Annotated in this window: 28 protein-coding genes; 21 read left to right on the top strand and 7 right to left on the bottom strand. The window is 49.0% G+C overall.

Going from position 1 to position 26,397, the window contains the following annotated elements:
- Positions 1-130 precede the first annotated feature (130 nt).
- Together holA and ACZM6M_RS13260 are read left to right on the top strand one after the other, a co-directional pair.
- Entirely contained in the window at positions 131-1,108 is a 978-nt protein-coding gene (holA, locus tag ACZM6M_RS13265) for a DNA polymerase III subunit delta (RefSeq protein ID WP_066543897.1), read from the top strand.
- A 14-nt stretch (positions 1,109-1,122) separates the two neighbouring features.
- Positions 1,123-1,686: a TIGR01440 family protein gene (locus ACZM6M_RS13260; protein WP_296038622.1), complete on the top strand. Its 564-nt coding sequence runs from the start codon at positions 1,123-1,125 to the stop codon at positions 1,684-1,686.
- A gap of 56 nt (positions 1,687-1,742) precedes the next feature.
- Here the strand turns inward: ACZM6M_RS13260 and rpsT are convergent, their stop codons facing one another.
- Positions 1,743-2,006 (bottom strand): 30S ribosomal protein S20, encoded by a 264-nt coding sequence (rpsT, locus tag ACZM6M_RS13255; protein WP_337433650.1) that lies wholly within the window; start codon positions 2,004-2,006, stop codon positions 1,743-1,745.
- A gap of 299 nt (positions 2,007-2,305) precedes the next feature.
- Between rpsT and gpr the strand changes: the two genes are divergently transcribed.
- The 5 genes from gpr to glpK all read left to right on the top strand — a co-directional run bounded on the left by gpr (position 2,306) and on the right by glpK (position 9,298).
- Positions 2,306-3,298 (top strand): GPR endopeptidase, encoded by a 993-nt coding sequence (gpr, locus tag ACZM6M_RS13250; RefSeq protein WP_337433651.1) that lies wholly within the window; start codon positions 2,306-2,308, stop codon positions 3,296-3,298.
- 95 nt (positions 3,299-3,393) lie between these two features.
- On the top strand, positions 3,394-4,692 hold the full coding sequence (locus ACZM6M_RS13245; protein WP_418926503.1) for a stage II sporulation protein P: 1,299 nt from the start codon (positions 3,394-3,396) through the stop codon (positions 4,690-4,692).
- 54 nt (positions 4,693-4,746) lie between these two features.
- Positions 4,747-6,561 (top strand): translation elongation factor 4, encoded by a 1,815-nt coding sequence (lepA, locus tag ACZM6M_RS13240; RefSeq protein WP_066543908.1) that lies wholly within the window; start codon positions 4,747-4,749, stop codon positions 6,559-6,561.
- Between the two features lie 24 nt (positions 6,562-6,585).
- Positions 6,586-7,782: a radical SAM family heme chaperone HemW gene (gene hemW, locus ACZM6M_RS13235; protein WP_066543910.1), complete on the top strand. Its 1,197-nt coding sequence runs from the start codon at positions 6,586-6,588 to the stop codon at positions 7,780-7,782.
- A gap of 16 nt (positions 7,783-7,798) precedes the next feature.
- Positions 7,799-9,298 (top strand): glycerol kinase GlpK, encoded by a 1,500-nt coding sequence (gene glpK, locus ACZM6M_RS13230; protein ID WP_337932628.1) that lies wholly within the window; start codon positions 7,799-7,801, stop codon positions 9,296-9,298.
- A 5-nt stretch (positions 9,299-9,303) separates the two neighbouring features.
- Here the strand turns inward: glpK and ACZM6M_RS13225 are convergent, their stop codons facing one another.
- From ACZM6M_RS13225 to ACZM6M_RS13215, 3 genes are read right to left on the bottom strand one after another with little or no spacing between them, the layout of a single operon-like run.
- Positions 9,304-9,609: an AzlD domain-containing protein gene (locus ACZM6M_RS13225; RefSeq protein WP_337433652.1), complete on the bottom strand. Its 306-nt coding sequence runs from the start codon at positions 9,607-9,609 to the stop codon at positions 9,304-9,306.
- Positions 9,610-10,317, bottom strand: a complete 708-nt coding sequence (locus ACZM6M_RS13220) for an AzlC family ABC transporter permease (protein ID WP_337433653.1) — start codon at positions 10,315-10,317, stop codon at positions 9,610-9,612. It abuts the gene before it with no gap.
- 17 nt (positions 10,318-10,334) lie between these two features.
- Entirely contained in the window at positions 10,335-11,342 is a 1,008-nt protein-coding gene (locus tag ACZM6M_RS13215) for an asparaginase (RefSeq protein ID WP_337433654.1), read from the bottom strand.
- A gap of 248 nt (positions 11,343-11,590) precedes the next feature.
- Here ACZM6M_RS13215 and ACZM6M_RS13210 point away from each other — a divergent pair, with 248 nt between their 5' ends.
- The 9 genes from ACZM6M_RS13210 (at position 11,591) to ACZM6M_RS13170 (ending at position 18,282) form a co-directional block, all read left to right on the top strand.
- Positions 11,591-12,022, top strand: a complete 432-nt coding sequence (locus ACZM6M_RS13210) for an NfeD family protein (RefSeq protein WP_337932629.1) — start codon at positions 11,591-11,593, stop codon at positions 12,020-12,022.
- 11 nt (positions 12,023-12,033) lie between these two features.
- Positions 12,034-12,984: an SPFH domain-containing protein gene (locus ACZM6M_RS13205; protein ID WP_066543919.1), complete on the top strand. Its 951-nt coding sequence runs from the start codon at positions 12,034-12,036 to the stop codon at positions 12,982-12,984.
- 43 nt (positions 12,985-13,027) lie between these two features.
- Complete coding sequence (locus ACZM6M_RS13200) at positions 13,028-14,425, top strand: MATE family efflux transporter (protein ID WP_337433656.1); 1,398 nt, start codon at positions 13,028-13,030, stop codon at positions 14,423-14,425.
- Positions 14,426-14,482: 57 nt separating this feature from the next.
- Positions 14,483-14,665: an HPr family phosphocarrier protein gene (locus ACZM6M_RS13195; protein WP_066543926.1), complete on the top strand. Its 183-nt coding sequence runs from the start codon at positions 14,483-14,485 to the stop codon at positions 14,663-14,665.
- 22 nt (positions 14,666-14,687) lie between these two features.
- Entirely contained in the window at positions 14,688-15,521 is an 834-nt protein-coding gene (gene nudC, locus ACZM6M_RS13190) for an NAD(+) diphosphatase (protein ID WP_337932632.1), read from the top strand.
- Positions 15,521-16,204, top strand: coding sequence for an HAD family hydrolase (locus ACZM6M_RS13185; RefSeq protein ID WP_337932635.1), 684 nt, complete (start codon positions 15,521-15,523; stop codon positions 16,202-16,204). The genes nudC and ACZM6M_RS13185 overlap by 1 nt, the downstream gene beginning before the upstream one ends.
- Positions 16,205-16,358: 154 nt before the next feature.
- On the top strand, positions 16,359-16,862 hold the full coding sequence (gene ilvN / locus ACZM6M_RS13180) for an acetolactate synthase small subunit (RefSeq protein ID WP_066544039.1): 504 nt from the start codon (positions 16,359-16,361) through the stop codon (positions 16,860-16,862).
- Positions 16,863-16,890: 28 nt separating this feature from the next.
- Positions 16,891-17,910, top strand: a complete 1,020-nt coding sequence (gene ilvC, locus ACZM6M_RS13175; protein ID WP_066543932.1) for a ketol-acid reductoisomerase — start codon at positions 16,891-16,893, stop codon at positions 17,908-17,910.
- 144 nt (positions 17,911-18,054) lie between these two features.
- Positions 18,055-18,282 (top strand): RsiV family protein, encoded by a 228-nt coding sequence (locus tag ACZM6M_RS13170; RefSeq protein ID WP_489490478.1) that lies wholly within the window; start codon positions 18,055-18,057, stop codon positions 18,280-18,282.
- Positions 18,283-18,332: 50 nt separating this feature from the next.
- Here ACZM6M_RS13170 and ACZM6M_RS13165 read toward each other — a convergent pair whose 3' ends face one another.
- Positions 18,333-19,214, bottom strand: a complete 882-nt coding sequence (locus tag ACZM6M_RS13165) for a LysR family transcriptional regulator (RefSeq protein ID WP_317438700.1) — start codon at positions 19,212-19,214, stop codon at positions 18,333-18,335.
- A 145-nt stretch (positions 19,215-19,359) separates the two neighbouring features.
- Between ACZM6M_RS13165 and leuC the strand changes: the two genes are divergently transcribed.
- Both leuC and leuD read left to right on the top strand, forming a co-directional pair.
- Complete coding sequence (leuC, locus tag ACZM6M_RS13160; protein WP_317438708.1) at positions 19,360-20,622, top strand: 3-isopropylmalate dehydratase large subunit; 1,263 nt, start codon at positions 19,360-19,362, stop codon at positions 20,620-20,622.
- A 51-nt stretch (positions 20,623-20,673) separates the two neighbouring features.
- Positions 20,674-21,159, top strand: coding sequence for a 3-isopropylmalate dehydratase small subunit (leuD, locus tag ACZM6M_RS13155; RefSeq protein WP_066543937.1), 486 nt, complete (start codon positions 20,674-20,676; stop codon positions 21,157-21,159).
- Here leuD and ACZM6M_RS13150 read toward each other — a convergent pair.
- Positions 21,146-22,039 carry a LysR family transcriptional regulator gene (locus ACZM6M_RS13150; RefSeq protein ID WP_066543939.1) on the bottom strand — a complete coding sequence of 298 codons (894 nt, stop codon included), beginning with the start codon at positions 22,037-22,039 and terminating at the stop codon, positions 21,146-21,148. The genes leuD and ACZM6M_RS13150 overlap by 14 nt on opposite strands.
- Before the next feature lie 181 nt (positions 22,040-22,220).
- On the opposite strand from ACZM6M_RS13150, the gene ACZM6M_RS13145 reads away from it, so the two are divergent.
- Positions 22,221-23,498, top strand: coding sequence for an L-cysteine desulfidase family protein (locus tag ACZM6M_RS13145; protein WP_418496753.1), 1,278 nt, complete (start codon positions 22,221-22,223; stop codon positions 23,496-23,498).
- Between the two features lie 78 nt (positions 23,499-23,576).
- On the opposite strand, the gene ACZM6M_RS13140 is transcribed toward ACZM6M_RS13145, so the two are convergent.
- A complete protein-coding gene (locus ACZM6M_RS13140) occupies positions 23,577-23,852 on the bottom strand; it encodes a type II toxin-antitoxin system HicB family antitoxin (protein ID WP_066543943.1) in 276 nt (91 codons plus the stop codon).
- 87 nt (positions 23,853-23,939) lie between these two features.
- Here ACZM6M_RS13140 and ACZM6M_RS13135 point away from each other — a divergent pair, with 87 nt between their 5' ends.
- Together ACZM6M_RS13135 and nagA are read left to right on the top strand one after the other, a co-directional pair.
- Positions 23,940-25,058, top strand: a complete 1,119-nt coding sequence (locus ACZM6M_RS13135; RefSeq protein ID WP_337433661.1) for an SLC13 family permease — start codon at positions 23,940-23,942, stop codon at positions 25,056-25,058.
- A gap of 161 nt (positions 25,059-25,219) precedes the next feature.
- Positions 25,220-26,359, top strand: a complete 1,140-nt coding sequence (gene nagA / locus ACZM6M_RS13130; protein WP_066543944.1) for an N-acetylglucosamine-6-phosphate deacetylase — start codon at positions 25,220-25,222, stop codon at positions 26,357-26,359.
- Positions 26,360-26,397: the final 38 nt, after the last annotated feature.

Raw genomic sequence — 26,397 nt, 5'->3', positions numbered from 1 at the left:
GTTCTAAATAAAAAGGTTTTAAAAAGAACTGTTCAGAAAAATAATTATACACTCTACAGTCTATTTGTCAAGAGGGGGAAGACATGGTATAATAGAGCAAAACGCCAGGGCAGGGAGTGACAGACAGCGTATGCAGATATTAAACCAGGATATAAAGGACGGTTCATTTAAAAAGGCCTACCTTCTGTTTGGTGAAGAGGCATTTTTGAAAATGAGCTATAAGAACCGTTTAAAGGATGCAGTGACAGCTGGAGATACCATGAACTTTAACCATTACGAGGGAAAGGGAATGGATATAAATGAGATTATCGGCATTGCAGATACCATGCCTTTTTTTGCAGAGCGCAGGCTGGTGCTAATAGAGGACAGCGGCTGGTTTAAGGGCGGAGCAGGAGGAGAGGAAATGAGCGCTTATATGGAGCATATTCCCGATACCACCTGTCTTGTGTTTGTGGAAACAGAGGTGGATAAGCGCAGCAAGCTTTTTAAAGCCGTGAAAAAATACGGTTATACAGCGGAGCTTGGCCGTCAGGATGCGTCGCAGCTTGGCCGTTGGGCTGCCGGCATCCTGTCAAAAAATGGGAAAAAGATCACCGGGCGCACCATGGAGTTTTTTTTAAGCAAAACAGGGGATGATATGGAAAATATCAGCTCAGAGCTGGAAAAGCTGATCAGCTATACCCTGGGCCGTGATGTGATCACTGAGGAGGATGTGGAGGCTATCTGTACCACTCAGGTGAGCAACAAGATTTTTGACATGATTACGGCTATTGCCAACCGTCAGACGCGAAAGGCTATGGATCTTTATGAGGATCTGCTTACCTTAAAGGAGCCGCCTATGCGGATTTTATTTCTGATCGCAAGGCAGTTTAACCAGATCCTGCAGGTGAAGGAGCTGATGGGGCAGGGCATGGATAAGAGTACCATTGCTTCCAGGATGAAGCTTCAGCCCTTTGTGGCAGGAAAAATCATGCTGCAGGCAAAGACATTTTCAAGGGAACAGATCCTTTCCTATGTAAATCTTTGTGTGGATGCAGAGGAAAGCGTAAAGACAGGCCGCCTGACAGACCGTCTGGCAGTAGAACTTTTGATTGCAAAAACGTATTAAAGGAGGAAAATGGAATGGAAGAACTTCAGTTAGATGCGATTAGAAAACAGACAAAAGATGTTTTGAGGGAGCTTATGGAAAAGGCAGATCTGAAGCAGGGGCAGATTCTGGTTGTGGGCTGTTCCTCCAGTGAAATCGGGAGCTTTAAGATTGGCTCTCATTCCAGCGGAGAAATCGGACAGGCGGTTTATGAAGCTCTTTATGAGGAGCTAAAACCTGCGGGCATTTATCTGGCCGCCCAGTGCTGTGAGCATTTAAACCGGGCGCTTATATTAGAGGAGGAGGCCGCGTTAAAATACGGATATGAGCCTGTCAATGTGGTTCCTCAGCTAAAAGCAGGAGGCTCCTTTGCTACGGCGGCTTATCATACCCTGGAGCATCCGGCGGCAGTGGAGCATATCCGAGCTCATGCGGGAATCGATATCGGAGATACCCTGATCGGGATGCATTTAAAGGATGTGGCAGTTCCAGTGCGGATTTTAAACAGAGAAATTGGAGGCGCCCATGTAGTTTGTGCCAGAACACGCCCTAAGTTTATCGGCGGAGAAAGAGCACGTTATGATGAAAGGAAGCTGTAAGCAAAAAAATCCCTCCGGTGGGTTAATCCGGAGGGATTTTAAATATCTCTATAAAATTAAGCCAGAGTGTTAACAGCCTTGGTCACGCGGGACACCTTGCGGGCAGCATTGTTCTTGTGATATACGCCCTTAGTGCAGGCCTTGTCGATCTCTGTGATAGCAGCCTGTAATGCAGTCTGAGCAGCAACCTTATCTCCAGCAGCAACAGTAGCCTCTACCTTCTTGATCGCAGTCTTAACCTTGGATCTGATTGCCTTGTTTCTTGCAGCCTTAGTCTCGTTTACTAAGATTCTCTTCTTTGCAGATTTAATGTTAGCCAATGAAATACACCTCCGTTCGGTTTTCTCTTCTTAATCGTTGTGTTTTCCATCAAAGCCTGGACACGGACAGTTCAATGTAAACATACTATTACATTTTAGCGAATGATTTTGGGAATGTCAAGCGGAATTTGGTGTTTTTTTGAAGTTTTAGGGAATATTTTTTTGAAATGAGTGGAAAATAAGATGGATCGCAGTTTCTCTTTTTGCGCCGTACCCGCAGCTGAGGGTGGATGGCCTTTGGAAATACTGCAAAATGTGGAAATTCAAATGGATCGAAGAAAAAGACAGGAGGCACAGGAATGGGAAGTTCCGAAAATAAGCAGGCTGCAGCCACATTTTCCTTTCAGATACGCACAGATCTGGCTCTGGAAGATAAAGAAAGTTTTGAAGGTGATGGGGGTGAGATCCCAGGGGTTGTATTAAAGGAAAGAACCAGAAAAGAAGGTGCGGTCAGAATGACAGAAGTGAAGATACTGAATGCTCAGGGAGCCAGAGCGATGGGAAAGCCGGAAGGAACGTATCTAACGCTGGAAGCAGATGAGCTGCAGACGCCGGATGAGGATTGTCACAGCAGAGTGGTGGATGAACTGGCCATGCAGTTGAATGAGCTGATGAAACGGGCAGGATGGGAGAAAAAGGAAAATCCGTCCCTGCTGGTGGTCGGCCTTGGAAACCAATCCGTAACCCCGGATTCTTTAGGACCCCGAACCGTGGGAAATCTCAGAGTGACCGGCCATCTTCTTGCGGACAGGACAGAGAAGAAACAGCCCTATCCATGCCTTTGCGCCATTGCTCCAGGCGTTATGGCCCAGACGGGGATGGAAACGGCTCAGATTCTGCATGGGATCATAGGAGAGACATCACCTGATCTGGTGATTGCCATTGACGCATTGGCAGCACGCAGCGTCCGCCGCCTGTGCACAACCATACAGCTTACAGATACGGGAATCCATCCGGGTTCCGGAGTAGGCAATCATCGTCACAGTCTCACAAAAGAGAGCCTGGGAGTACCGGTGATCGCTATTGGAGTGCCGACGGTGGTGGGGGCGGCTGCCATTGTGCAGGATACGATTTCAGCCCTTCTTGCGGTTTTGGAGGAAAATGAATGCGCAAAAGGCACAGGATCGTGGATACGCCAGATGGACACAGAGGGGCAGTATGAACTGATCCGGGAGCTTCTGGAGCCGGAATTTGGGCCTATGTATGTGACGCCGCCGGATATTGACCAGTCTGTTCAGCAGCTAAGTTTTACCATTTCGGAAGGTATTCACCGGGCTGTGTTTGAGCTGTGATTCCGGCGGCAGATGCTGTCATTTTTTCCTTTGTTTTGGCATACCATAGGATACAGCACTTTGGCAAGGTGTAAAAAGGACAGGCGGGACCGGGTATGGGGATGAAAAGGAATGGAAGGAGAGGGCCGGTGAGGATATGTCTCATGGGCCTTGCGGCTGCGGGAACCGTATGGGGAGCCGTCTATATGATAAAAAACAGCAGAGCCGTCCTTACGGCGGTTCCCTGGGAGCAGCAGGTTCGGATGGCCGGGGAAGAACTGGCAGCGCTTCTGTGGCATCAGGCTGCGCCTTATGAGATGACGGGGAAAAATTCCAGGAACATAACGGAGCAGGACGGCAGTAATACGGATCAGGCTGTAAAGATCGCCTGGGAAGATGCAGACCCTGTTTTCAGGAATCATATGCAGGCACGTTTATTTTACAGGGAGCACCAGTATCTTGACCGGTACGGAGATGAAACAACAGGGGAGAAGCAGCATGAAGAAAGAAAAAAGGCCTCGCAGGGGAGCATGGCTCACGGCTTAGAGGAAAGCCCCGCAGAAAGCTTCGGGGAAGCGTTAGAGGAAACCGCAGCCAGTGTTTCAGGCTCTGCCCTTTCCCTGGCAGGAAGCCTTCCTCTGCCGGTAACAGGAACACTTTATCAGCTTCAGCAGCTGGAGGATTTTGACTTTCTCATGAAGCATTTTTACAGCGTACATACCTCTACCACAGCAGGCCGCGATCTGTTTAACGGTCCGGCACTTTTAAGCCATGATGTGACATTAGATAAAGAAGGGGAAGGGCCGCAGATCCTTATTTACCATACCCATTCTCAGGAGGCCTTTAAGGATTCCGGCCCTCAGGGGCGGACCATTGTGGAAGTGGGAGATTATCTGGCAGAACTTTTGACGCAGAAGGGCTACCGGGTTTACCATGACACGTCGGTTTATGATCTGCAAAGTGGCGTTCTGGATCGGAGTAAGGCCTATAATTATGCACTGGAAGGCGTAAACCGTATCCTGCAGCAGAATCCTTCCATTCAGGTAGTTCTGGATCTTCACAGGGATGGCGTTTCGGAAAATCTCCACATGGTTTCCGACATCAATGGAAAGCCCACGGCGCAGATCATGTTTTTTAACGGCCTCAGCCGTACGCCGGAGGGAAAAATTGCCTATCTTTCCAATCCTTATCTGGCAGAAAACCTTGCATTCAGCCTGAAAATGCAGCTGGGAGCACAGGCGTATTTTCCAGGATTTGCCAGAAAGATCTATTTAAAGGGACTGCGCTATAATCTCCACCTGCGGCCTAAGTCTGCTCTTATTGAAGCGGGGGCTCAGACGAATACATTTGAAGAGGTAAAAAACGCCATGGAGCCCCTGGCACAACTTTTGGATATGGTGTTGCAAGGGGAGTGAAAAAAAGGTATAATGGCAGATATATTTTAATTTGAAAGAAGACGAGGATAAAGAATGGCAACGATTGACCAGAGTAAAATACGAAATTTTTGTATCATCGCCCATATTGATCACGGCAAGTCCACCCTGGCTGACCGTATTATTGAAAAAACAGGGCTTTTAACAAGCAGAGAGATGCAGGAGCAGATCCTGGACAACATGGACCTGGAGCGGGAGAGAGGCATTACCATCAAATCTCAGGCAGTGCGTACCGTATATAAGGCAAAGGACGGGGAGGAATATATTTTTAACCTGATCGACACTCCCGGACATGTAGACTTTAATTATGAGGTTTCCCGCAGTCTGGCAGCCTGCGACGGAGCCATCCTGGTAGTGGATGCGTCCCAGGGCATTGAGGCTCAGACGCTGGCAAATGTCTATCTGGCTCTGGATCATGATCTGGACGTATTTCCGGTTATCAATAAAATCGATCTTCCAAGCGCCGACCCGGATCATGTGGAGGCGGAGATAGAGGATGTGATTGGTCTGGAGGCTCACGATGCGCCCCGTATTTCCGCGAAAACAGGACTGAATATCGAAGATGTTCTGGAGGCCATTGTGCACAAGATCCCGTCTCCCAAGGGAGATCCCGATGCTCCCCTTCAGGCGCTGATCTTTGATTCTATTTATGATTCTTACAAAGGTGTAATTATTTTCTGCCGTGTGATGGAAGGCACGGTAAAGAAGGGAACCCGTGTGCGGATGATGGCCACGGGGGCAGAGGAAGAGGTAGTAGAGGTCGGATACTTCGGCGCAGGCCAGTTTATTACCTGCGACGAGCTCAGCGCGGGAATGGTAGGCTATATTACCGCCAGTATCAAAAATGTCCGCGATACCCGTGTGGGCGATACGGTTACAGATGCCGTCCGTCCCTGTGAAAGCCCCCTTCCGGGCTATAAAAAGGTAACGCCTATGGTTTACTGCGGACTTTATCCTGCAGACGGTGCCAAATACAATGACTTAAGAGACGCCCTTGAAAAGCTTCAGTTAAATGATGCTTCGCTTTTCTATGAACCGGAGACCTCTGTGGCTCTTGGCTTTGGCTTCCGCTGCGGTTTTTTAGGCCTGCTTCATCTGGAAATCATTCAGGAGCGCTTAGAGAGGGAATATAACCTGGATCTTGTGACAACGGCTCCGGGCGTAGTATACCGGGTATATAAGACGAATGGTGAGATGATCGAGCTTACCAATCCATCCAATCTGCCGGATCCCAGTGAAATTGAATACATGGAGGAGCCTATTGTAAGCGCGGAGATCATGGTAACGACCGAATATGTGGGCTCCATTATGACTTTGTGCCAGGAGCGCCGGGGCGTATATCTGGGAATGGAATACATTGAAACCACCCGTGCCCTTTTAAAATACGAGCTTCCCTTAAATGAGATCATCTATGACTTCTTCGATGCCTTAAAGTCGCGGTCCAGAGGATATGCCTCCTTTGATTATGAGTTAAAGGGCTATGAACGGTCTGAGCTTGTGAAGCTGGATATTCTGGTAAACAGAGAGGAAGTGGACGCTCTTTCCTTTATTGTACATTCTGCCTCGGCCTATGAAAAGGGACGCAGGATGTGCGAAAAATTAAAAGAGGAGATTCCGCGCCACTTGTTTGAAATCCCCATTCAGGCAGCCATCGGTGGAAAGATAATTGCCAGAGAGACGGTAAAGGCAGTCCGTAAGGACGTGCTTGCAAAGTGCTACGGCGGCGATATTTCACGAAAGAGAAAGCTTCTTGAAAAGCAGAAGGAAGGCAAAAAGCGGATGCGCCAGATCGGAAATGTAGAGATTCCGCAGAAGGCGTTTATGAGCGTTCTGAAGCTGGATGAAGAGTAAGAGAAAAAGCGAGACAGTCACCCTATGATAAATGCAAATAAAAATACCATTGAGCTGTATATCCATATCCCGTTTTGCGTGAAAAAGTGTTTTTACTGCGATTTTCTCTCCTTTCGGGCTCTGGCTGCAGACCATGAGGCTTATGTGGATCAGCTGGTAAGAGAAATCCGGGCCAGAGGAGCCTTCTGCAGTGAGCTTACGGTATCCACGGTTTTTATCGGCGGCGGTACCCCTACGGTTATGGAACCGGAACTGATCCGGCGGATCATGGAGGCCGTAAAGGAAAACTTTACATTGGAGCCGGATGCGGAGATTACGATCGAGGCCAATCCGGGTACTCTTTTATACAACAAGCTTCCTGTGTACCATGACTGTGGCATCAACCGCGTAAGCATCGGCCTTCAGTCGGCAGATAATCAGGAGCTTAAAAACCTGGGCCGGGTTCATTCTTTTGAGGAGTTTTTAAAGAGCTATCAGAGCGCAAGAATGTCTGGCTTTACCAATATAAGCGTGGATCTTATGAGCGGGATCCCTGGCCAGACGCTTGAATCGTGGAAAAATACCTTAAAAAAGGTAACGATGCTCAAACCGGAGCATATTTCCGCATACAGCCTGATCATAGAGCAGGGAACGCCCTTCTGGGAACAGTATGGGCCGGGAATGGGCGGCTGCCGGAGAGAAAATGTCCTTCCTCTTCCGGATGAAGATACGGAAAACAGGATTTACCATCTTACAAGGGATTTTCTGGGAGAGATGGGCTATCAGCGCTATGAGATTTCAAACTATGCAAAGCCTGGAAAGGAATGCCGCCACAATATAGGCTACTGGACAGAGGTGTCCTATCTGGGACTGGGCCTGGGGGCATCTTCTTATATGGACGGCTGCCGCTTTTCCAATGAAAAGGATCTGAGGCGTTATCTGGCCCTGGATCTGGAGCATGACTGTGGGGAAGGTCTGAGAGAACTGGCTGGGCCGGTGGAGCAGCTTTCAAGAGAGGCCCGTATGGAAGAATTTATGTTTCTGGGCCTTCGGATGACGAGAGGGGTATCGGAAATGGATTTCGTAAGACTGTTCGGAGTGAAAATGGAAACGGTCTATGGAGCGGTGATCGAACGGCTTATGGCCAATGGTCTGCTGAAAAAAGAAGGAGTATGGCTGTCACTTACAGAATGGGGCATGGATGTGAGCAATTTCGTACTCAGCGAATTTTTGTTGTCTTAGAGAAGGGAGCATATGTATGGGGAAATATATCATGGCTCTGGATGCGGGGACTACCAGCAGCCGCTGTATCCTGTTTGATCAGAACGGGGAGGTCTGCAGCCTTGCTCAGAAGGAATTTACCCAGTATTTTCCAAAACCCGGCTGGGTGGAGCATGACGCCAATGAAATCTGGTCGACTCAGCTGGGAGTGGCAGTGGAAGCTATGTCAAAGATTGGCGCCTCGGCTGGCGATATTGCTGCTATTGGCATCACCAACCAGAGGGAGACAGCCATTGTATGGGATAAGGCTACCGGAGAGCCCATTGGTCCGGCAATCGTGTGGCAGTGCCGTCGGACTGCGGCTTATTGCGACGAATTAAAGGCAAAGGGACTGACAGAACTGATACGCCAAAAGACCGGTCTGGTCATTGATGCCTATTTCTCTGCTACCAAGCTGAAATGGATCCTGGATCATGTGCCCGGAGCCAGAGAGAGGGCCGGGCGGGGAGAACTGCTTTTTGGAACCGTGGAAACCTGGCTTATCTGGAAGCTTACAAAGGGAGCCGTTCATGTGACCGATTACTCCAACGCTTCCAGGACCATGCTGTTTAATATCAATACGCTTACCTGGGATAAAGAAATCCTGGAGCTTTTTGACATACCGGAACAGATGCTCCCAAAGCCAAAGCCCTCCAGCTGTATTTACGGCATGACAGGCCGGCAGTTTTTTGGAGATCCGATTCCGATAGGAGGCGCGGCGGGAGATCAGCAGGCCGCTCTTTTCGGCCAGACCTGTTTTGAGCCGGGCGATGCGAAAAATACATACGGCACAGGCTGCTTTCTCCTTATGAATACAGGAGACCGGCCGGTATTTTCAAAGAGCGGCCTTGTGACAACGATCGCGTGGGGGCTGGAGGGAAATGTAACCTATGCGTTGGAGGGGTCTATTTTTGCTGCTGGAGCAGCGATCCAGTGGCTGAGGGATGAGCTGAGGCTGATCGGATCAGCGGCAGATTCAGAATATATGGCCGAAAAGGTAAAGGATACCAATGGCTGTTATGTGGTGCCGGCTTTTACGGGTCTGGGAGCACCGCATTGGGATGCCTATGCCAGAGGCGCCATTCTGGGCCTTACCCGCGGGGTGAATCGGTATCATATTATCCGCGCGACTCTGGATTCCCTCTGTTACCAGACCAATGATGTGCTGGAAGCCATGAAGATGGATCTGGGACAGGAGGTGAAACGGCTGAAGGCAGACGGAGGGGCCAGCGCCAACAACTATCTGCTGCAGACTCAGGCAGATTTAACCGGCGTCCAGGTAGACCGCCCGGCCTGTGTGGAAACAACCGCCATGGGAGCTGCCTATCTGGCAGGTCTTGCAGTGGGATTCTGGAAAAATAAGGAAGAGATCGCCAGAGGATGGAAAGCGGATCGCAGCTTCTTCCCAAAGATTGAAGAGGAAGTCCGGTGCAGGATGCTTAAGGGCTGGCAGAAGGCGGTACGCTGTTCCTATGGCTGGGCAAAAGACGGGATTTAAGAAGTTCAGATAAAAAATTCCAGTAAAAATACAGCTGTGCAGGCTGCAAGGGATACATGAAAAAGACTTTTTCCCTTCCAGGCCAGCAGGACGGCCACGGCCAGAGCTGCGGCTCCGCCTGCCGCAGAGCGGGTGGCATAGAGGATGGCCGGAAAGGTCATGACGGAGAGCGTCACATAGGGAACATAATATAAAAAAGAACGAAGAAAGGTATTTTTGATTTCTTTTCGTATCAGTGTGAGCGGCAGCAGTCGGATCAGATAGGTCACTGCTGCCATTACTGCTATATAGACATAAATATTCCGATTCATTTAAGCTTCCTCCTTTACAGGGCAGATCAGGGCGGCTCCTCCGGCGATAACAAAGGTCAAAAGGATGATCTTAAATCCGGATGAAATGGTATTTAATACCGGGATCAGGGTAAATACAAAGCTGGCTGTCATGGAGAGCAGGACCACAGCCCGAAGGATCCTGTTTTCTCTTGCCGGAGGTACGATGATCGCCAGAAACATTCCATAGAGGGCCACGCCCAGGGCATTTAAAAGCCGTTCCGGAAGCAGACTGCCGGAGAGCGCGCCTAAAAGCGTTCCTAAAGTCCAGCCCGGCACAGCGGCGCTCATCAGCCCGTAGCTGTAAAAGGGGCTTAAGGTTCCAGGATGACAGACCGACACGCCGAAAATTTCATCCGTCACCCCATAGGCCATGAGAAAACGATGGAATAAAGGCATCTTATGATCCAGCTTCTGGGAAAGGGAGCAGGACATAAGGCAGTAGCGCAGGTTGATCACAAGCTGCACCGCGGCCATTTCCAGATAAGAGGAGCCGGCGGTTATGATGCCAAGGCCGGCAAACTGGCCGGCGCTTGTAAGATTGGTAAGGGAGATAAGCACAGACTGGAAAACAGAGAGGCCGGAGCTTACCGCCATGATGCCGAAGGTAAAGGATACAGCCAGATAACCGAGGCCGATAGGGATGCCGTGGATCAATCCGGAATAAAAAGGACGTTTCTGCTGATTCATACTCCTGTTCCCCTCCCTTATATCGATTTCCAGAGGATATCCCGGTTGACGGTCTGATAAAACAGGCGCCGGATTTCCTTTGGATCCTTTGTTTGTCCCAGAATCCACATGGTCTTTGTCACTGCTGCCTCCAGAGTCATGTCATAGGCTTCCAGCAGGCCGAATTCCTGCTTGATATTTTTGCCTACCTCATATACGGACATATTGCTGCCCTCATTTGTGACCTGTGTGGTCATGATTACCGTTTTTCCCAGGCTGGTCCAGCGTCCCACGGCCCGATGGTAATCTCCTCCGTCATAGGAGGGAAGGCCGCCTACGCCGAAGGATTCAATGATAACAGCGTCATAGTGTTCTGCCATATAGTCAAGAAGGGAGGCGTCCATGGAAGGAATCAGCTTTAAAAGCCCCACATTGGGATTTAAATGGCAAAAAAACTGCACCGGCTCTTTTAAAAGCTCCTTGTCATCCAGATAAAAAAGGATATGCTCCTCCTGGATCGTGGCAATATAGGGAAAATTGATACTGGAAAAGGCGTTGTAGCTCTTGGTGCGCTCCTTTTTTCCGCGGGTGCCTGCGATCACCTTGCCGTCGAATACGATATTGACCCCATGTGCGTTTGGGTGAGAGGCGAAGCGAAGGCTGTCCGCAAGATTGGTTCTGGCGTCTGTGTTTTCCATATCGATAGGCTTTTGGGCTCCGGTGATCACAATGGGCTTTGCAGAATTGCGGATCAGATAGGAAAGGGCAGCGGCCGTGTAAGCCATGGTGTCTGTACCGTGGGTGATCACAAAGCCGTCATAATCTTTGTAATGTTCCTCAATGGCCTTTTCAATGGTAAGCCAGTGGGAGGGCTGTATGTTAGTGCTGTCAATATTTAATACCTGGATCGAATCAATGCTGCAGAACGTCCGGCTGTCCGGGACAAAGGAAAGGATTTCTTCTGAGGAAAGAAGGGGCATTAACCCATGGGACGTACGTTTGCAGGCAATGGTGCCTCCAGTGCCAAGAAGCAGGATGCGTTTCATAAAATATAAATCTCCTTATCAATAACCGGCCGGCCTTTAAAGCCCAAACCGGAGAGTCTGTCTGTATTCTAACGATTCTCTTACGATTTGTCAATTTTTTCATTCCGTTATTTGAATATGACAGTAAATATGATACAATAAAGATATCTTTCCTCAAAAGCGGGTACAGCCGGCTATAATGGGGAATCATATCCGTGCGGAGTGTACAGACAGCTTTCCGGCACGGCTGCAGAAAGGAGGAAAAGCAGATGACCTTATTTTGGATTGCGGCATTTATCGTGCTTACAGCGGCAGAGGCGCTTACCGTTTCCCTTACCTGTATCTGGTTTGCAGGGGGAGCGCTTGCGGGGCTTTTGGTTCAGGTTCTGGGAGGCAGCGTGAAGCTGCAGCTGGCTTTGTTTGCAGCCGTTTCCTTTGCGCTGCTCCTTCTGGTGCGGCCTCTGGCGGCAGGAATCCTAAAGCCGAAGGAGACACGGACCAACACAGACGGGCTCATTGGCAGAAAAGTGGTGGTTAAGGAGACCATCGACAACGTCCGGGGAACAGGAAGCGTATCCTTAGCCGGAGAAACCTGGCTGGCACGTTCGCTCCATGAGGACCGGATCCTTACGCCCGGTACAGCTGCTGTGATCCGGGAGATCCGGGGCGCGAAACTATTTGTAGAACAGGAAAATGAATAAGGAGGGATTTTATGTTAGGTATGATAGGAGGTTTTATGGCGTTTATTATTGTTGCAGTTGTAATTCTGGTGATTCTTTCATCCTGTATCCGCATTGTTCCTCAGGCACAGGCCCTGGTAGTGGAACGTCTGGGCGGTTATCTGGGAACCTACGGAGTGGGCGTCCATTTTCTGATCCCCTTTATTGACCGGGTGGCAAAGAAGGTAAACTTGAAAGAGCAGGTGGAGGACTTCCCGCCGCAGCCGGTGATCACAAAGGACAATGTTACCATGCAGATCGATACAGTGGTATTCTTCTACATTACCGATCCGAAAATGTATGCATATGGTGTGGAGCGTCCGATCCTTGCTATTGAGAACCTGACAGCTACTACTTTGAGAAATATTATCGGCGATCTGGAGTTAGATGAAACACTGACTTCCAGAGAAACCATCAATGCCAAGATGCAGGAATCCCTGGATCTGGCGACGGATCCCTGGGGTATCAAGGTTACCCGTGTGGAGCTTAAGAACATCATTCCCCCGGCAGCCATTCAGGAGGCCATGGAGAAGCAGATGAAGGCAGAACGTGAGCGCCGCGAGGCTATCTTAAAGGCAGAGGGCGAGAAGAAGTCCATGATCCTGGTAGCAGAGGGAAATAAGGAGTCTGCCGTTTTAAATGCGGAGGCTGAAAAAGAGGCGGCCATCCTTCGGGCAGAAGCAGAGAAGGAAAAGAAGATTAAGGAGGCTCAGGGACAGGCGGAGGCTATCCGTACCGTACAGAAGGCTACGGCAGAAGGAATCCGCTACATCCGGGAAGCGGGAGCCGATCAGACCGTGTTGCAGCTTAAGAGTCTGGAGGCCTTTGCGGCGGCTGCCAACGGCAGAGCCACCAAGATCATCATTCCTTCTGAAATCCAGGGAATTGCAGGTCTTGTAAAGTCAATTGCAGAGGTAGCAGGAGACGGAGCTGCTGAGAAGTAAGCAGATAAAGAGATAAAGTACCCGTCAACGAGGAGATAAACAAATGAGTGCGGAGCAAAAAGTCCAAAAGACAAAAGCAAATGGAATTACAGAGGGAAGTATTTTCGGACAGCTGCTGCTGTTTTTCTTCCCTATTTTATTCGGAACCTTTTTTCAGCAGCTTTATAATACGGCAGATGCTGTGGTAGTAGGCCGCTTTGTGGGAAAACAGGCTCTGGCGGCAGTAGGAGGAACCACCAGTACGCTGATCAATCTGATGGTGGGCTTCTTTGTGGGGCTGTCCAGCGGCGCTACTGTGGTCATCTCGCAGTATTACGGTGCAAAAAAGGCCGACAAGGTCCACTGGGCCGTACATACCTCAGTTGCTTTTTCGGTCATAGGAGGCGTTCTTTTTATGGCAGTAGGACTTGTGGGGGCCAGATGGGCTCTTACAGCCATGCATACACCTGAGGACGTAATGGATCATGCAGTAACCTATATCAGGATCTATTTTCTGGGGATGGTTCCTAATCTTCTGTACAATATGGGAGCCGGCATTCTCCGTGCAGTGGGAGATTCCAGACGGCCGCTGTATTTCCTCATCGGAAGCTGTTTTGTAAACATTATCCTGGATGTGGTTTTGGTGGCAGTGCTCCGGATGGGAGTGGCCGGTGCTGCTCTGGCAACCATTTCTTCCCAGCTTTTTTCAGCGATCCTGGTAATTCTCTGCCTGACCCGCACACAGGATATGTATAAGGTGGAGTGGAGAAAAATCCGTATTGACAGCCGGATGCTGCAGAGGATCATACGCATCGGTATTCCGGCGGGAATGCAGTCTGTAATGTATAACATTTCCAACATTATTATCCAGGCCGGTGTAAATAATCTGGGAACAGACAATGTGACTGCCTGGGCAACCTACGGAAAGGTGGACGGCCTGTACTGGATGATGATCAATGCTCTGGGAATATCCGTTACTACCTTTGTTGGACAGAACTACGGAGCAAGGCGGATGGACCGGGTGAGAAAGGGAGCAGGCGCCTGTATGGTGATCGGCGTGGTGCTTACGGCCATTGTCTCGACAGCGCTGTATTTCTGGGGATACCTGTTTATTGAGCTTTTTACCTCGGATCCTCAGGTACAGCTCATCAGCCAGAGCCTGATCCGTTTTATGGTTCCCACCTTTATTACCTATATCACCATTGAGATCCTTTCCGGTACCTTAAGAGGCGTGGGTGATGCCTGGATGCCTCTCATTATTACCGGTGTAGGCGTGTGTCTGGTGCGTGTGATCTGGATTATTTTTGCACTGCCGCATTTCAATACCATTCTTGCAGCTGCCTTTTGTTATCCTATGACCTGGGCTTTAACCTCAGCAGCCTTTGCGGTGTATTATTACTTTTTCAGCAGCCTAAAGAGGGTAAACTTAAAGAAAATTTTTTTAAGGCATCAGTATAAATAGGAAAATGGCGGAAAAACTTCCTGTATCAGTAAAAAAGCAAAAGCAGGAGGTTGGCTTATGACGTCAGGAGAGGTTATTTTCAATAATGTGGAGGAAATTGTGCACTTTGTGAATCAGGCGGAAAAGATCCGCTGGGATGTGGATGTCTGTCTGGGAAGCTGTATTGTGGATGGAAAATCCCTTTTGGGGGTTATGAGCTTCGGTACAGGCAAAAAACTTAAGATAGTGATCCACAACTAAAGAAGAAAGGGAAGCAGTGCCAATGATACAGGAAATCGGTGAAGGCAGGTTTAATCCTGCCTATATGAGAAAAAATCCGCAGGAGGATGATATCCTGCTTCATTATGAATACAATAAGGTAATGCTTATCAAGGAGGGGGACAGATACCGTCTCCCTGCTTTTAGGGATTTAAAGGGAGAGGAAGATGCTGTGGAAAGCGTTTCATACCTCTTTTCTATTGATTCCAAAGGGTATTATCTGGCAGATACGTTTCAAATGCCGGAATTTGGCGGCTTTGTTATGGAGGGACTGCAGATCTTCCGCTCCTTTGAACCCATGGAGGACGGCTTTGCGGGAATTACGGGGAGCCAGATTTACCGTTGGAGAGAGAGCCGCAGGTTTTGCGGCTGCTGCGGGGGAAAGATGGCTCCGGGAGAGAAAGAGCGTTCCATGGTATGCTCTGCGTGCGGCCATACAGAATATCCCAAGATCAGTCCGGCAGTGATCGTGGCGATCCGGAATGGGGATCGGCTGCTTATGTCCAGGTATGCCAGGGGAGCTTACCGTCATTATGCTCTGATCGCAGGCTATCTGGAAATCGGAGAGACCTTTGAGGACTGTGTGAAGCGGGAAGTAATGGAAGAGGTGGGACTGAAAGTCAAAAATATCCGTTACTATAAGAGTCAGCCATGGGCTTTTTCCGATACGGTGATGATCGGCTTTGTGGCAGATCTGGACGGAGACGATACCATACGGCTCCAGGAAGAGGAACTGTCGGAGGCCGGCTGGTTTACAAGGGAGGAGATCATAGAGTATCCGCCCTATATCAGCGTAGGCCATGAGATGATGAAAGCATTTAAGGATGGAAAAATCTAATGAAAGAAAAAAAGTACATATTATTTGATCTGGATGGCACTCTGACCGATCCGAAGGAAGGAATTACAAAGGCTGTCCAGTATTCTCTGGCACATTATGGCATAGAAGAAACAGATCTGGATATGCTCTGTCCCTTTATAGGTCCGCCTTTAAGGGATAGTTACATCAATTTTTACGGTTTTTCCCAGGAAAAGGCCACAGAGGCCATTTCCGTGTATCGTGAGTATTTCTGCCGGGAGGGCTGGGCGCAGAATAAGGTGTATCCGGGAATACCAGAGCTTTTGGGAGCATTGAAAAATGCGGGAAAGAAGCTGTATGTGGCGACCTCCAAGCCGGAGCCCTTTGCAGTTCAGATCTTAGAGCATTTTGGGCTGGCTGGATTTTTTGACGGCATCGGCGGTGCTGATCTGGAGGAAACCCGCGTGAGAAAAGGTGATGTGATTTCTTATGTAAGAGAGCGCTTTGGTCTTTTAAGGGATGAAACAGGCCGTGGTCTGGCGCCAGATATCGTGATGGTGGGAGACAGGGAGCATGACATCATAGGAGCTGGGGAGCAGGGGCTGGAGAGCATTGGCGTGCTCTATGGTTACGGAAGCCGCAGGGAACTGGAAGAGAGTGAGGCGGCACGGATTGCAGAGTCGGTAGAAGCGCTGAGGGCAATTCTCCTTGGTGAAATGTTATAACTTCTGTTCATAATTGCCATTCCTATTATACATTTGACAAATAAAATAATGGTTGCTATGATAAAAACTAATATATGGCACAGGGAATTTTCAGACAAATCCTGCTTCTGGCAGGGATGGGAAATGACCGGCTGATATGGAGGAATAAGATATGATGGATGACAGAATCGTGTTGTCGCTTCTGGTAGACAATACGGCCGGCGTTCTGGCCCGTGTAGCAGGCCTGTTCAGCCGCCGGGGCTACAACATTGAGAGCCTGACCGTAGGCGTCACTGCAGATCCGAGATATTCCAGGATGACCGTTGTTTCTCTGGGAGACCAGACGGTTCTTGAGCAGATCAAGAACCAGCTGGACAAGCTGGAGGACGTAAGAGACATTAAGGAATTAAAGCCGGATCGTTCCGTATACAGAGAACTGATGATGGTTAAGGTAAGGGCAAGCGCTCAGGATCGCCAGGCCATCAGTGCGATTTCCAATATTTTCCGTGCAACCATCGTAGATGTGGGAAGGGATTCCCTGACGGTCATGCTGACAGGAGACCAGTCAAAGCTGGATGCCCTTATCAATCTGTTAGAGGATTACGAGATTCTGGAGCTGGCCCGTACCGGACTGACCGGACTGGAGCGGGGAAGCGAAGATATCCGATACCTGCCATAAAATACAACGTCTCAAGGAGGATATTTATATGTCAAAGATCTATTATCAGGAAGATTGTAATTTATCCATGCTGGATGGACAGACCATTGCCATCATCGGTTACGGCAGCCAGGGTCATGCCCATGCGCTGAACTTAAAGGAATCCGGGTGCAATGTGATCGTAGGCCTGTATGAGGGAAGCCGTTCCTGGAAGAGAGCCCAGGAGCAGGGCTTTGAGGTTTATACAGCGGCAGAGGCTGCAAAAAGGGCAGATGTGATCATGATCCTGATCAATGATGAGCTTCAGGCGGACATGTATAAGAAGGACATTGAGCCAAACTTAAAGGACGGCGCTATGCTGATGTTTGCCCACGGCTTTAATATCCACTTTGGCTGCATTAAGCCGCCTAAGAATGTAGACGTTACCATGATCGCTCCCAAGGCTCCGGGTCATACCGTGCGCAGTGAGTATCAGGCAGGAAAGGGAACTCCCTGTCTGGTGGCAGTAGAGCAGGACTACACAGGAAAAGCTTTAGACCGCGCTCTTGCATACGGCCTTGCCATCGGCGGTGCCAGAGCAGGACTTTTAGAGACTACCTTCCGCACAGAGACAGAGACAGACCTTTTCGGAGAACAGGCAGTCCTCTGCGGCGGCGTATGCGCTCTGATGCAGGCAGGCTTTGAAACTCTGGTAGAGGCAGGATATGATCCCAAGAACGCATATTTTGAGTGTATCCATGAGATGAAGCTGATCGTAGATCTGATCTATCAGTCCGGCTTTGCAGGAATGCGCTATTCCATTTCCAATACGGCAGAGTATGGCGACTACATCACTGGACCGAAGATCATTACAGAAGATACAAAGAAGGCTATGAAGAAGATCCTCACAGATATCCAGGACGGAACCTTCGCAAAGGACTTCCTGCTTGATATGTCTCCCGCAGGCCGTCAGGTACACTTTAAGGCAATGAGAAAACTGGCTTCCGAGCATCCGTCTGAGAAGGTAGGCGAAGAGATCAGAAAGCTTTACAGCTGGAACAATGAAGAAGATAAGCTGATCAACAACTAATAACGCATCAATTAGAAAACGGAGCAGATATCCCAAAAGAGGGAACCGTCAAACAGACGGCCTCTTTTGGGATTTTTTGGAATTTAAAGTGTTCACCCGCCTTTGAAGCCTTTCTGGCAACCGGAGGAACAGAGGAAGAATGTGTTGGGAGCAGAGTATGAGAGGATTGTAAATGAGGCAGTCATTGTTCAGATCCCGCAGAAAGAGCAGGAAACAGGAGTGAAGTTCTGGAATGCAAAGGAAGGCGATTTTGACGGAATTACAGAGGAAACTGATTTTTATCTTAATGAAGCGGGAGACCCCGTAGTGGTGTTTGCACCCTATGAGATTGCACCGGAAGCAGCAGGAACCGTGGAATTTGTGATCAAATAGCCCAAAATACAGCTGTCGGAAAACGTACATTTCTCCGGCAGCTGTTATGCTTAATAAAGAAATTCCAGAAATGTTTTTAAAGCCATGGCCTGATTATTGGAATGGTAGGCAAAGCCGATGGTTCTTCGATGGATGGCATTTTTCAGAGGAACTTCCACTAAAGTTCCGTTGTCAAGCTCCTTTTGTACCAGTTCCCGTATGACACAGGCTACACCCAGACCGATCTTTGCAAATTCGATCAGCAGATCCATAGTTGTAACCTCCAGAACCTGATGGGGAATAATGGAATATTCTTCCAGGTATTGATCCACATGGATCCGGGTCATGTTGCTCTGATCCAAAAGCATGATATTTCCCGTTTCAAAGATATCCGCATCCTTTCCTTCCCGCAGATAGAGATTTTCCAGGTAAGAAGGCGTAGTGACAAAGGTATCCTGAATATCCATAACGGGAATAAAGGTCAGATCCCTGTGAGAAGCCGGTTCTGCGATCAGGCCCAGATCCAGCTTGTGCTGTTCCAGGCCGGCGATGGTCTGAGCAGTAGACTGGCCTTCAATGGAAATCCTCATGTGTGGGTACTGGTCGATAAAAGTCTTCAGATAAGGAAGGAGCACATATTTACAAAGGGTATTGCTGACGCCGATGCGGAGATGGCCGATGTCAAACTCCTGGATCCGCTTTAATTCCTGTTCTCCTCTGGTCAGGGCCTCAAAGGCTTCCTTTGCATATTCAAAAAGGACCTGCCCTTCTGCTGTTAGCTGCACGCCTCTGGAGCTGCGGGTGAAAAGCGGGATACCGATGCTGTCTTCCAGCTTGCTGATGGCTTTGCTGATGGCAGGCTGGCTGATATAGAGTTCCTTGGCAGCTTTTGAAATGTTTCCTGCTTTGGCTACCTCGTAAAAGATTTTATACTGTGAAAGGTTCTGTTCCATGGTAAACACTCCTGTATAACATTTTTTCATATACACCATTCATATTATGTATTTTTATTATAGCAACAGATATGATAGAATGTAAAGCACAGATTAAAAACAGATGGGGCTAAATGAAAAGCCCCCTGGTGAGGAGGATGAAGCAATGGGAATGACCATGACCCAGAAGATATTAGCCGCTCATGCGGGACTTGCAGAGGTGAAAGCGGGACAGCTGATCGAAGCGGAGCTGGATTTGGTGCTTGGAAATGACATCACCTCTCCGGTTGCCATCAATGAGATGAAAAAGATGAACCGTCAGACGGTTTTTGATAAAGATAAAATTGCCCTTGTAATGGATCACTTTATTCCGAACAAGGATATTAAATCAGCAGAAAACTGCAAATGCTGCAGAGAGTTTGCCTGCCGCCATGAGATCAGCAACTATTTTGATGTGGGTGATATGGGAATCGAACACGCACTTTTGCCGGAAAAAGGTCTGGTTGTGGCTGGTGATGCGGTGATTGGAGCGGACTCCCATACCTGCACCTACGGAGCGTTGGGAGCTTTTTCTACGGGAGTGGGGAGCACGGATATGGCGGCAGGAATGGTAACGGGAAAGGCTTGGTTTAAGGTGCCTTCTGCCATCCGCTTTGAGCTGGTTGGAAAGCCCTCCAAATGGGTATCAGGCAAGGATGTGATCTTACATATCATCGGCATGATCGGTGTGGACGGTGCCCTGTACCGCTCCATGGAATTTACGGGAGAGGGCATTAAGAATCTGTCCATGGATGACCGCTTTACCATCTGCAATATGGCCATTGAGGCCGGTGGAAAGAACGGTATTTTCCCTGTGGATGAGACTGCTCTCCAGTATATGAAGGAGCATTCCAAACGGGAATTTACGGTATATGAGGCGGATGAGGATGCGGAGTATGATGAGACCTATGTGATCGATCTATCCCGGTTAAAGCCAACGGTATCATTTCCCCACCTTCCCTCCAATACCAGAACCATCGATCAGGTAGGCGAGGTGAAGATCGATCAGGCAGTAATCGGCTCCTGTACCAATGGACGGATTGATGATATCCGGGCGGCAGCTGAGATCTTAAAGGGAAAGAAGGTTGCAAAGGGTGTGCGCTGTATTGTGATCCCTGCGACGCAGGCCATCTATCTGCAGGCCATGAGAGAAGGGCTGCTTGAAATATTTATTGAGGCTGGGGCAGTGGTAAGCACTCCCACCTGCGGCCCCTGCCTGGGCGGTTATATGGGCATTCTGGCGGCCGGTGAAAGATGTATTTCCACTACAAACCGCAATTTCGTTGGCCGTATGGGCCATGTGGATTCAGAAGTATATCTGGCAAGCCCGGCGGTAGCCGCAGCCAGCGCCGTGGCAGGAAAGATTACGGCTCCCGAAGCAGTGATGTAAGGCTGCCGGGACGATCTGGTTTTACAGTCCTAAAAAAGAAGGGAGATTACCATGAAAGTATGCGGACATGTTTTTAAATACGGCGATAATGTAGATACGGATGTAATTATTCCGGCTCGTTACTTAAATGCCACAAAGGGCGAGGAGCTGGCGAAGCACTGTATGGAGGATATTGACCGTGAATTTGTAAATAAGGTGCAGCCGGGGGATATTATTGTGGCAGAGAAGAACTTTGGCTGCGGATCATCCAGGGAGCACGCACCCCTGGCCATCAAATGTGCCGGGGTCAGCTGTGTGATCGCAGAGACCTTTGCCAGGATTTTTTACCGCAATTCCATCAATATCGGCCTGCCCATTATCGAGTGTCCTCAGGCGGCAAAGGCCATCAGTGCAGGAGATAAGGTAGAGGTGGATTTTGACAGTGGCGTGATCACCAATATCACCAGAGGCGAGGTCTATAAAGGCCAGTCTTTCCCGCCCTTTATGCAGGATATCATACAGGCAGGCGGACTGGTTGCGTATATTAACGCAAAGTAGCCATTTCTTTTGCAAGCCTTAAAAATTCCGCCATTTCCCGGGTGACCCATTTATCCCGGTGATAGACGATCTGGCGCCAGATCTGGATGTGAAAGTCCCTGGCAGTAAGGATGCAGAGGCGGCCTTCCTTTACCGCCTGCCGGATGGTAAATTCCGGGAGAAAGGAGATTCCCTGATTCTGCTGTAAAAATTTAAGGATAAAGTCTGTGTTTCCTGTTTCCAGAAAGGGATGCAGCCGTTTGTATTCAGATGCCAGATACTGGTCCAGTATGAACCGGTAGCTGGCATTTTTTTCTGTAAGGACAAAGGGGTAGGAGAGAATTTCATCTAAGGAAAGCTCTCCTTTTTTTGCACTTAAGGGGTGGTCTGCAGAGGCGGCAAAGAGGATCTGCTCCGGCTGCTCCATGACCTTTTCCCATTTGGGATCGTAGATCCGTTTATCCAGAAAATAGACAATGTCAATTACATTGGCATTCATCTGCTCTAACAGGCGGTCCGGGGAGTCTGTGATAATATTTACGTTTACTTTTGGGTGCAGTCTGTGGTATTCGGTCAGAAGATCCGGGAAAATGGAGCTGCAGATGGATTCAATGGTTCCAAGGCACAGCTGCCCGGTGAGCTCCGTGGGATTTGCCATAGCGTCTTTGGCCTGAGCCAGATCCCGCATGATGGCAGAGGCGTATTCATAGAAAACCTGTCCCTGATGGGTCAGGGTGGTCTGCTTTCCAATGCGGTCAAAGAGATGGACTCCCAGCTCCTGTTCCAGCTGCTTGATCTGAATGGTGACAGCTGCCTGAGAGTATCCCAGCTGCCTGGCGGCTTTTGAAAAACTCTGAAGTTTGGCTGCCTGTAAAAATGTGACGATTTCCCGAAATTCCATACGGATGCCTTCTTTAATTAAAAATATTTTAATCATATATTTAAAATGTTAAAATTTACAAAAATATATGGATATGATACAGTAAAATTAAAGAGAATGCAAGAGGTTGGATTTCCCATTTGGCAGTATGGCAGTAAAATGTGGAAACTCAGAACGGTTTAACTTCAGGAGGAAGGGGCACATGGAGAAGAGGAATGCAAAATATGCAGCGTATGTTCAGACATTAAAGGAGGAATTGGTTCCGGCAATGGGGTGTACGGAGCCGATTGCCCTTGCTTATGGAGCTGCCAGGGCCAGAGAGGTGCTGGGGGAAATGCCGGACCGGGTGGTTGTAGGAGCCAGCGGCAGCATTATTAAAAATGTGAAATCTGTAATTGTGCCGAATACAGACCATTTAAAGGGCATTCCGGCAGCTGCGGCGGCAGGGATTGTGGCAGGAGATGCAGATAAGGAGTTAGAGGTAATTGCCAGTGTAAGCAGCGAGCAGACTGCGCAGATGAAGGAATTTATGGAGCAGGTTCCCATTACAGTAGAGCATATTGACAATGGGATCACCTTTGATATTGTGATTACCCTTTATAAGGGCGTTTCCTATGCCAGAGTGCGGATCGCCAATTACCATACCAATATTGTTCTGGTAGAGAAAAACGGAGAGATTCTGGAAAAGAAGCCGGTAGCCGGAGAATCTGAGGACGGGCTTACGGACCGGAGCCTTTTGAATATGAGGGACATTCTGGATTTTGCCCGGACTGTGGACATCGAGGATGTAAGAGAGGTGCTGGAGCGCCAGATTGATTATAACTGGGCCATCGCAGAAGAGGGGATCCGGGGAAATTACGGAGCCAATATCGGAAGCGTTCTTTTGGATATGGAAGGAGAAAGCGTCCGTGTCCGGGCAAAGGCTATGGCGGCGGCGGGGTCTGACGCCAGAATGAATGGCTGTGAGCTGCCTGTGATCATCAATTCCGGCAGCGGCAATCAGGGGATTACGGCATCCGTTCCCGTAATTGTATATGCGAAAGATATGAAGGTAAGCCATGAAACCCTGCTGCGGGCGCTGACTCTTTCCAACCTGACGGCCATCCACCAGAAAACAGCCATCGGAAGGCTTTCTGCCTACTGCGGTGCTGTCAGTGCGGGAGCGGGAGCAGGGGCAGGAATCGCTTATCTCCATGGCGGAGATTACAAAGAAATCGTACATACGGTGGTAAATGCCCTTGCCATTGTGTCCGGAATTGTCTGCGACGGAGCGAAGGCTTCCTGCGCGGCAAAGATTGCTTCTGCGGTAGATGCAGGCATTTTGGGATATCAGATGTATATCCGCGGCCAGCAGTTTTACGGCGGTGACGGCATTGTCACAAAGGGAGTAGAGGAAACGCTTAAAAATGTGGGCCGCCTGGGAAAAGAAGGAATGAAGGCTACGAATGAAGAAATCATCCGGATCATGATCGGAGAATAAAATCAGGAAATAAAAAAGGCTCTGCATACGCTGTGAAAGCAGATCACAGCGTAAGGCAGAGCTTTTTTGCGGAAACAATCAGTCATTATCCGGCAGAAGCTTGATCGTTACCATGATAAATTTGACAAATTCTCCTTCTTTTAATTCAATATCATCTGCATGGCTGCAGGGCGGGATGTCGCAGGTGTCCTCCAGCTCTACGGTGATCCAGTCTCTGGCCGCATCTCTTGCATTTTCTACTGCGTCCTCCAGATCGGGTCCGTCGGCTTCGCAGCATTCCAGATCTGGGAAATATGCGTGAAAGCCTTTATCCTCTTTGTGAGGGGTAAAAACAGCAGGATATGTAAATGTCATTGAAAAATACCTCCGGTTTGTGATAAAACGTATTATAGCGCGGTTCTGGTTATTTGTACAGAACAGAAAGGAATGAAAAATAAAATTATGAAGCTGCGTGTAATATCATTTATCAAAAGGGAAACGATCCTGACCGTTTCCTTTTTCCTTGCCCTCTTATCCTGTTTTCTGGTAAAGCCGGACAGGGAGTATCTGAGGTATTTTACTTCTAATATGGGAACGATGATCATTCTGTTCTGCCTGATGGCAGTGGTAGCGGGTCTTGGAAGCCTGGGCGTGTTCCGGTATCTGGGAGAGCGGCTTTTGGAACGGATCCGGTCTCAGGGAGGGATCATGCTTCTTCTGGTGTTTTTGTGTTTTTTTGGCAGTATGCTTATTACCAATGATGTGGCGCTGATCACCTTTGTTCCCTTTGGGATCATGATCCTTGAAATGGCGGCCATGAGAGAAAAAATCTGCTGTACGGTTACGCTGATGACAATCGGAGCCAATCTGGGCAGTATGTTTACCCCTATGGGAAATCCGCAGAATCTTTACCTGTATGGCTTATCCGGCATGAAGCTGCTGGAATTTCTTTTCCTGATGCTTCCGCTTACGGCGGCTGCGGCTCTTCTTTTGGCTCTCAGTGTGGTATTTTATTCAAAGAAGGGGAAAATTAAGCTTCAGATGGAAGAAAAGACGGAAAGGCCGGATCTGGTGCGGACGGCTTTTTATGTGTTTTTATTCCTGCTCTGCCTTCAGACGGTAAACGGAACACTTCCGGCAGAGATACTTCTGATCCTTATACTGGCAGCTGTGGCGGCAGGCGATAAACGGTTGTTTGCAAAGGTGGACTATTCCCTTTTGCTGACCTTTTTATGCTTCTTTGTGTTTATTGGAAATATAAACCGGTTTGGCCCTTTTCGCGAACTGGCGGTAAGAGTGATCTCAGGTCATGAGCTGGCAGCCTCTGTCATAATGAGCCAGGTAATCAGCAATGTGCCGGCAGCTCTGCTTTTGTCCAATTTTACGCAGCAATGGGAGCTTTTAATTGTGGGGACGAATCTGGGCGGCTTGGGAACGCTGATCGCTTCTATGGCAAGTCTGATCTCCTATAAGCAGATTGCTGCCCGATATCCGGAAAAGAAAACGGCGTATCTGAGGACGTTTACATTCTGGAATGTGATCTTTCTGGCTGCTTTGTGGATCATGGCTTCCGTTTTGTGACTGCATTATGGATAAAAACGGCAAAAGAAAAATATTTCGCTTATATCACAAACTTGAAAAATAATTCTCATGTGGTATACTGATGGTATTATTTAACGGTTGATATAACAGGAAAGATTTACGCCTTATTTTGAGGCAGACAATCGGAAAAGGAGATAACGATGCGTATTCAGGGAAAAAAGATGTGGATTGCAGGTCAGTTTATGGCAGCACAGCTTTTGATTGAGGAAGGAGTGATCCGCCAGGTTCTTCCTTACGGGGCGAAAGAGGCGGATGAGGATTACGGGGATAACCGCGTGCTTCCTGGCTTTATTGATATTCACACCCACGGTGCTTACGGATATGATACAAACGACGCCAGACCGGAGGGGCTTAGAGAGTGGATGAGGAGGATCCCGGAGGAGGGCGTAACCTCGATTCTCCCAACGACAGTGACCCAGATGCCGGATGTTCTTACGGCTGCGGTAGCCAGTGTGGCAAAGGTAGTGGAAGAGGGATACGAGGGTGCGCAGATTTTGGGGATCCATTTTGAAGGCCCCTATCTGGACATGGATTACAAGGGCGCCCAGCCTCCGGAAGCCATTGCCGTGCCTTCTGTAGAGCAGTTTCAGATGTATCAGGAGGCGGCTAAGGGCCTGATACGCTATATTACCCTTGCGCCGGAGCATGATCCGGATCACAGACTGACCCGGTACTGTGCTTCAAACGGCGTGGCAGTAAGTATGGGCCATTCCTCTGCTTCCTATGAGAAGGCCCTTTTGGGAATTGCCAACGGAGCCACCTCCATGACTCATGTATACAACGGTATGACGCCCTACCATCACCGTAATCCGGGACTGGTGGGAACGGCGCTTCGGGTTCGTGATATTTACGGCGAGGTGATCTGTGACGGCTGTCATTCCCATCTGGCTGCGTTAAACAATTTCTTTACGGCTAAAGGGCGCGATTATGCCATTATGGTCAGCGACTCTCTCCGGGCCAAGCATTGTCCTCCGGGAGGCAATTACCAGTTAGGAGGCCATGACATTGAAATCGGTGAGGACGGACTGGCCCGGTTAAAGGGTACTTCTACTATTGCGGGAAGCACCCTGAGCATGAATAAGGGGCTTAAGATCCTGATCGAAGATGCCATGGTTCCGGTGGATGCAGCCATCAATTCCTGCACCTTAAATCCGGCCCGCTGTCTGGGCGCTGACCGCACCAAGGGACGGATCGCAGCAGGCTGTGATGCAGACCTGGCGGTACTTGATGGGGATTACAATGTGATCCAGACCTGGTGCCGGGGAAAGAAGATGCTGTAGGCTGAGAAAATACCGGAAGTTACGGCTGTTTTCGCAAA

The organism is Enterocloster sp. (assembly GCF_057861365.1).
This window is presented reverse-complemented; position numbering and strand designations above follow the sequence as displayed.

Coding starts and splice junctions, on each gene's coding strand:
- ACZM6M_RS13195 (WP_066543926.1), top strand. CDS start 14,483: ATGACGTCAGGAGAGGTTATTTTCAATAATGTGGAGGAAATTGTGCAC.
- ACZM6M_RS13145 (WP_418496753.1), top strand. CDS start 22,221: ATGGAGAAGAGGAATGCAAAATATGCAGCGTATGTTCAGACATTAAAG.
- ACZM6M_RS13225 (WP_337433652.1), bottom strand. CDS start 9,609: ATGAATCGGAATATTTATGTCTATATAGCAGTAATGGCAGCAGTGACC.
- gpr (WP_337433651.1), top strand. CDS start 2,306: ATGGGAAGTTCCGAAAATAAGCAGGCTGCAGCCACATTTTCCTTTCAG.
- ACZM6M_RS13135 (WP_337433661.1), top strand. CDS start 23,940: ATGAAGCTGCGTGTAATATCATTTATCAAAAGGGAAACGATCCTGACC.
- ACZM6M_RS13260 (WP_296038622.1), top strand. CDS start 1,123: ATGGAAGAACTTCAGTTAGATGCGATTAGAAAACAGACAAAAGATGTT.
- ACZM6M_RS13140 (WP_066543943.1), bottom strand. CDS start 23,852: ATGACATTTACATATCCTGCTGTTTTTACCCCTCACAAAGAGGATAAA.
- ACZM6M_RS13215 (WP_337433654.1), bottom strand. CDS start 11,342: ATGAAACGCATCCTGCTTCTTGGCACTGGAGGCACCATTGCCTGCAAA.
- holA (WP_066543897.1), top strand. CDS start 131: ATGCAGATATTAAACCAGGATATAAAGGACGGTTCATTTAAAAAGGCC.
- ACZM6M_RS13220 (WP_337433653.1), bottom strand. CDS start 10,317: ATGAATCAGCAGAAACGTCCTTTTTATTCCGGATTGATCCACGGCATC.
- nudC (WP_337932632.1), top strand. CDS start 14,688: ATGATACAGGAAATCGGTGAAGGCAGGTTTAATCCTGCCTATATGAGA.
- ACZM6M_RS13210 (WP_337932629.1), top strand. CDS start 11,591: ATGACCTTATTTTGGATTGCGGCATTTATCGTGCTTACAGCGGCAGAG.
- nagA (WP_066543944.1), top strand. CDS start 25,220: ATGCGTATTCAGGGAAAAAAGATGTGGATTGCAGGTCAGTTTATGGCA.
- leuC (WP_317438708.1), top strand. CDS start 19,360: ATGGGAATGACCATGACCCAGAAGATATTAGCCGCTCATGCGGGACTT.
- ACZM6M_RS13165 (WP_317438700.1), bottom strand. CDS start 19,214: ATGGAACAGAACCTTTCACAGTATAAAATCTTTTACGAGGTAGCCAAA.
- ACZM6M_RS13150 (WP_066543939.1), bottom strand. CDS start 22,039: ATGGAATTTCGGGAAATCGTCACATTTTTACAGGCAGCCAAACTTCAG.
- hemW (WP_066543910.1), top strand. CDS start 6,586: ATGATAAATGCAAATAAAAATACCATTGAGCTGTATATCCATATCCCG.
- ACZM6M_RS13200 (WP_337433656.1), top strand. CDS start 13,028: ATGAGTGCGGAGCAAAAAGTCCAAAAGACAAAAGCAAATGGAATTACA.
- ilvN (WP_066544039.1), top strand. CDS start 16,359: ATGGATGACAGAATCGTGTTGTCGCTTCTGGTAGACAATACGGCCGGC.
- ACZM6M_RS13245 (WP_418926503.1), top strand. CDS start 3,394: ATGGGGATGAAAAGGAATGGAAGGAGAGGGCCGGTGAGGATATGTCTC.
- ACZM6M_RS13205 (WP_066543919.1), top strand. CDS start 12,034: ATGTTAGGTATGATAGGAGGTTTTATGGCGTTTATTATTGTTGCAGTT.
- lepA (WP_066543908.1), top strand. CDS start 4,747: ATGGCAACGATTGACCAGAGTAAAATACGAAATTTTTGTATCATCGCC.
- ACZM6M_RS13185 (WP_337932635.1), top strand. CDS start 15,521: ATGAAAGAAAAAAAGTACATATTATTTGATCTGGATGGCACTCTGACC.
- leuD (WP_066543937.1), top strand. CDS start 20,674: ATGAAAGTATGCGGACATGTTTTTAAATACGGCGATAATGTAGATACG.
- glpK (WP_337932628.1), top strand. CDS start 7,799: ATGGGGAAATATATCATGGCTCTGGATGCGGGGACTACCAGCAGCCGC.
- ilvC (WP_066543932.1), top strand. CDS start 16,891: ATGTCAAAGATCTATTATCAGGAAGATTGTAATTTATCCATGCTGGAT.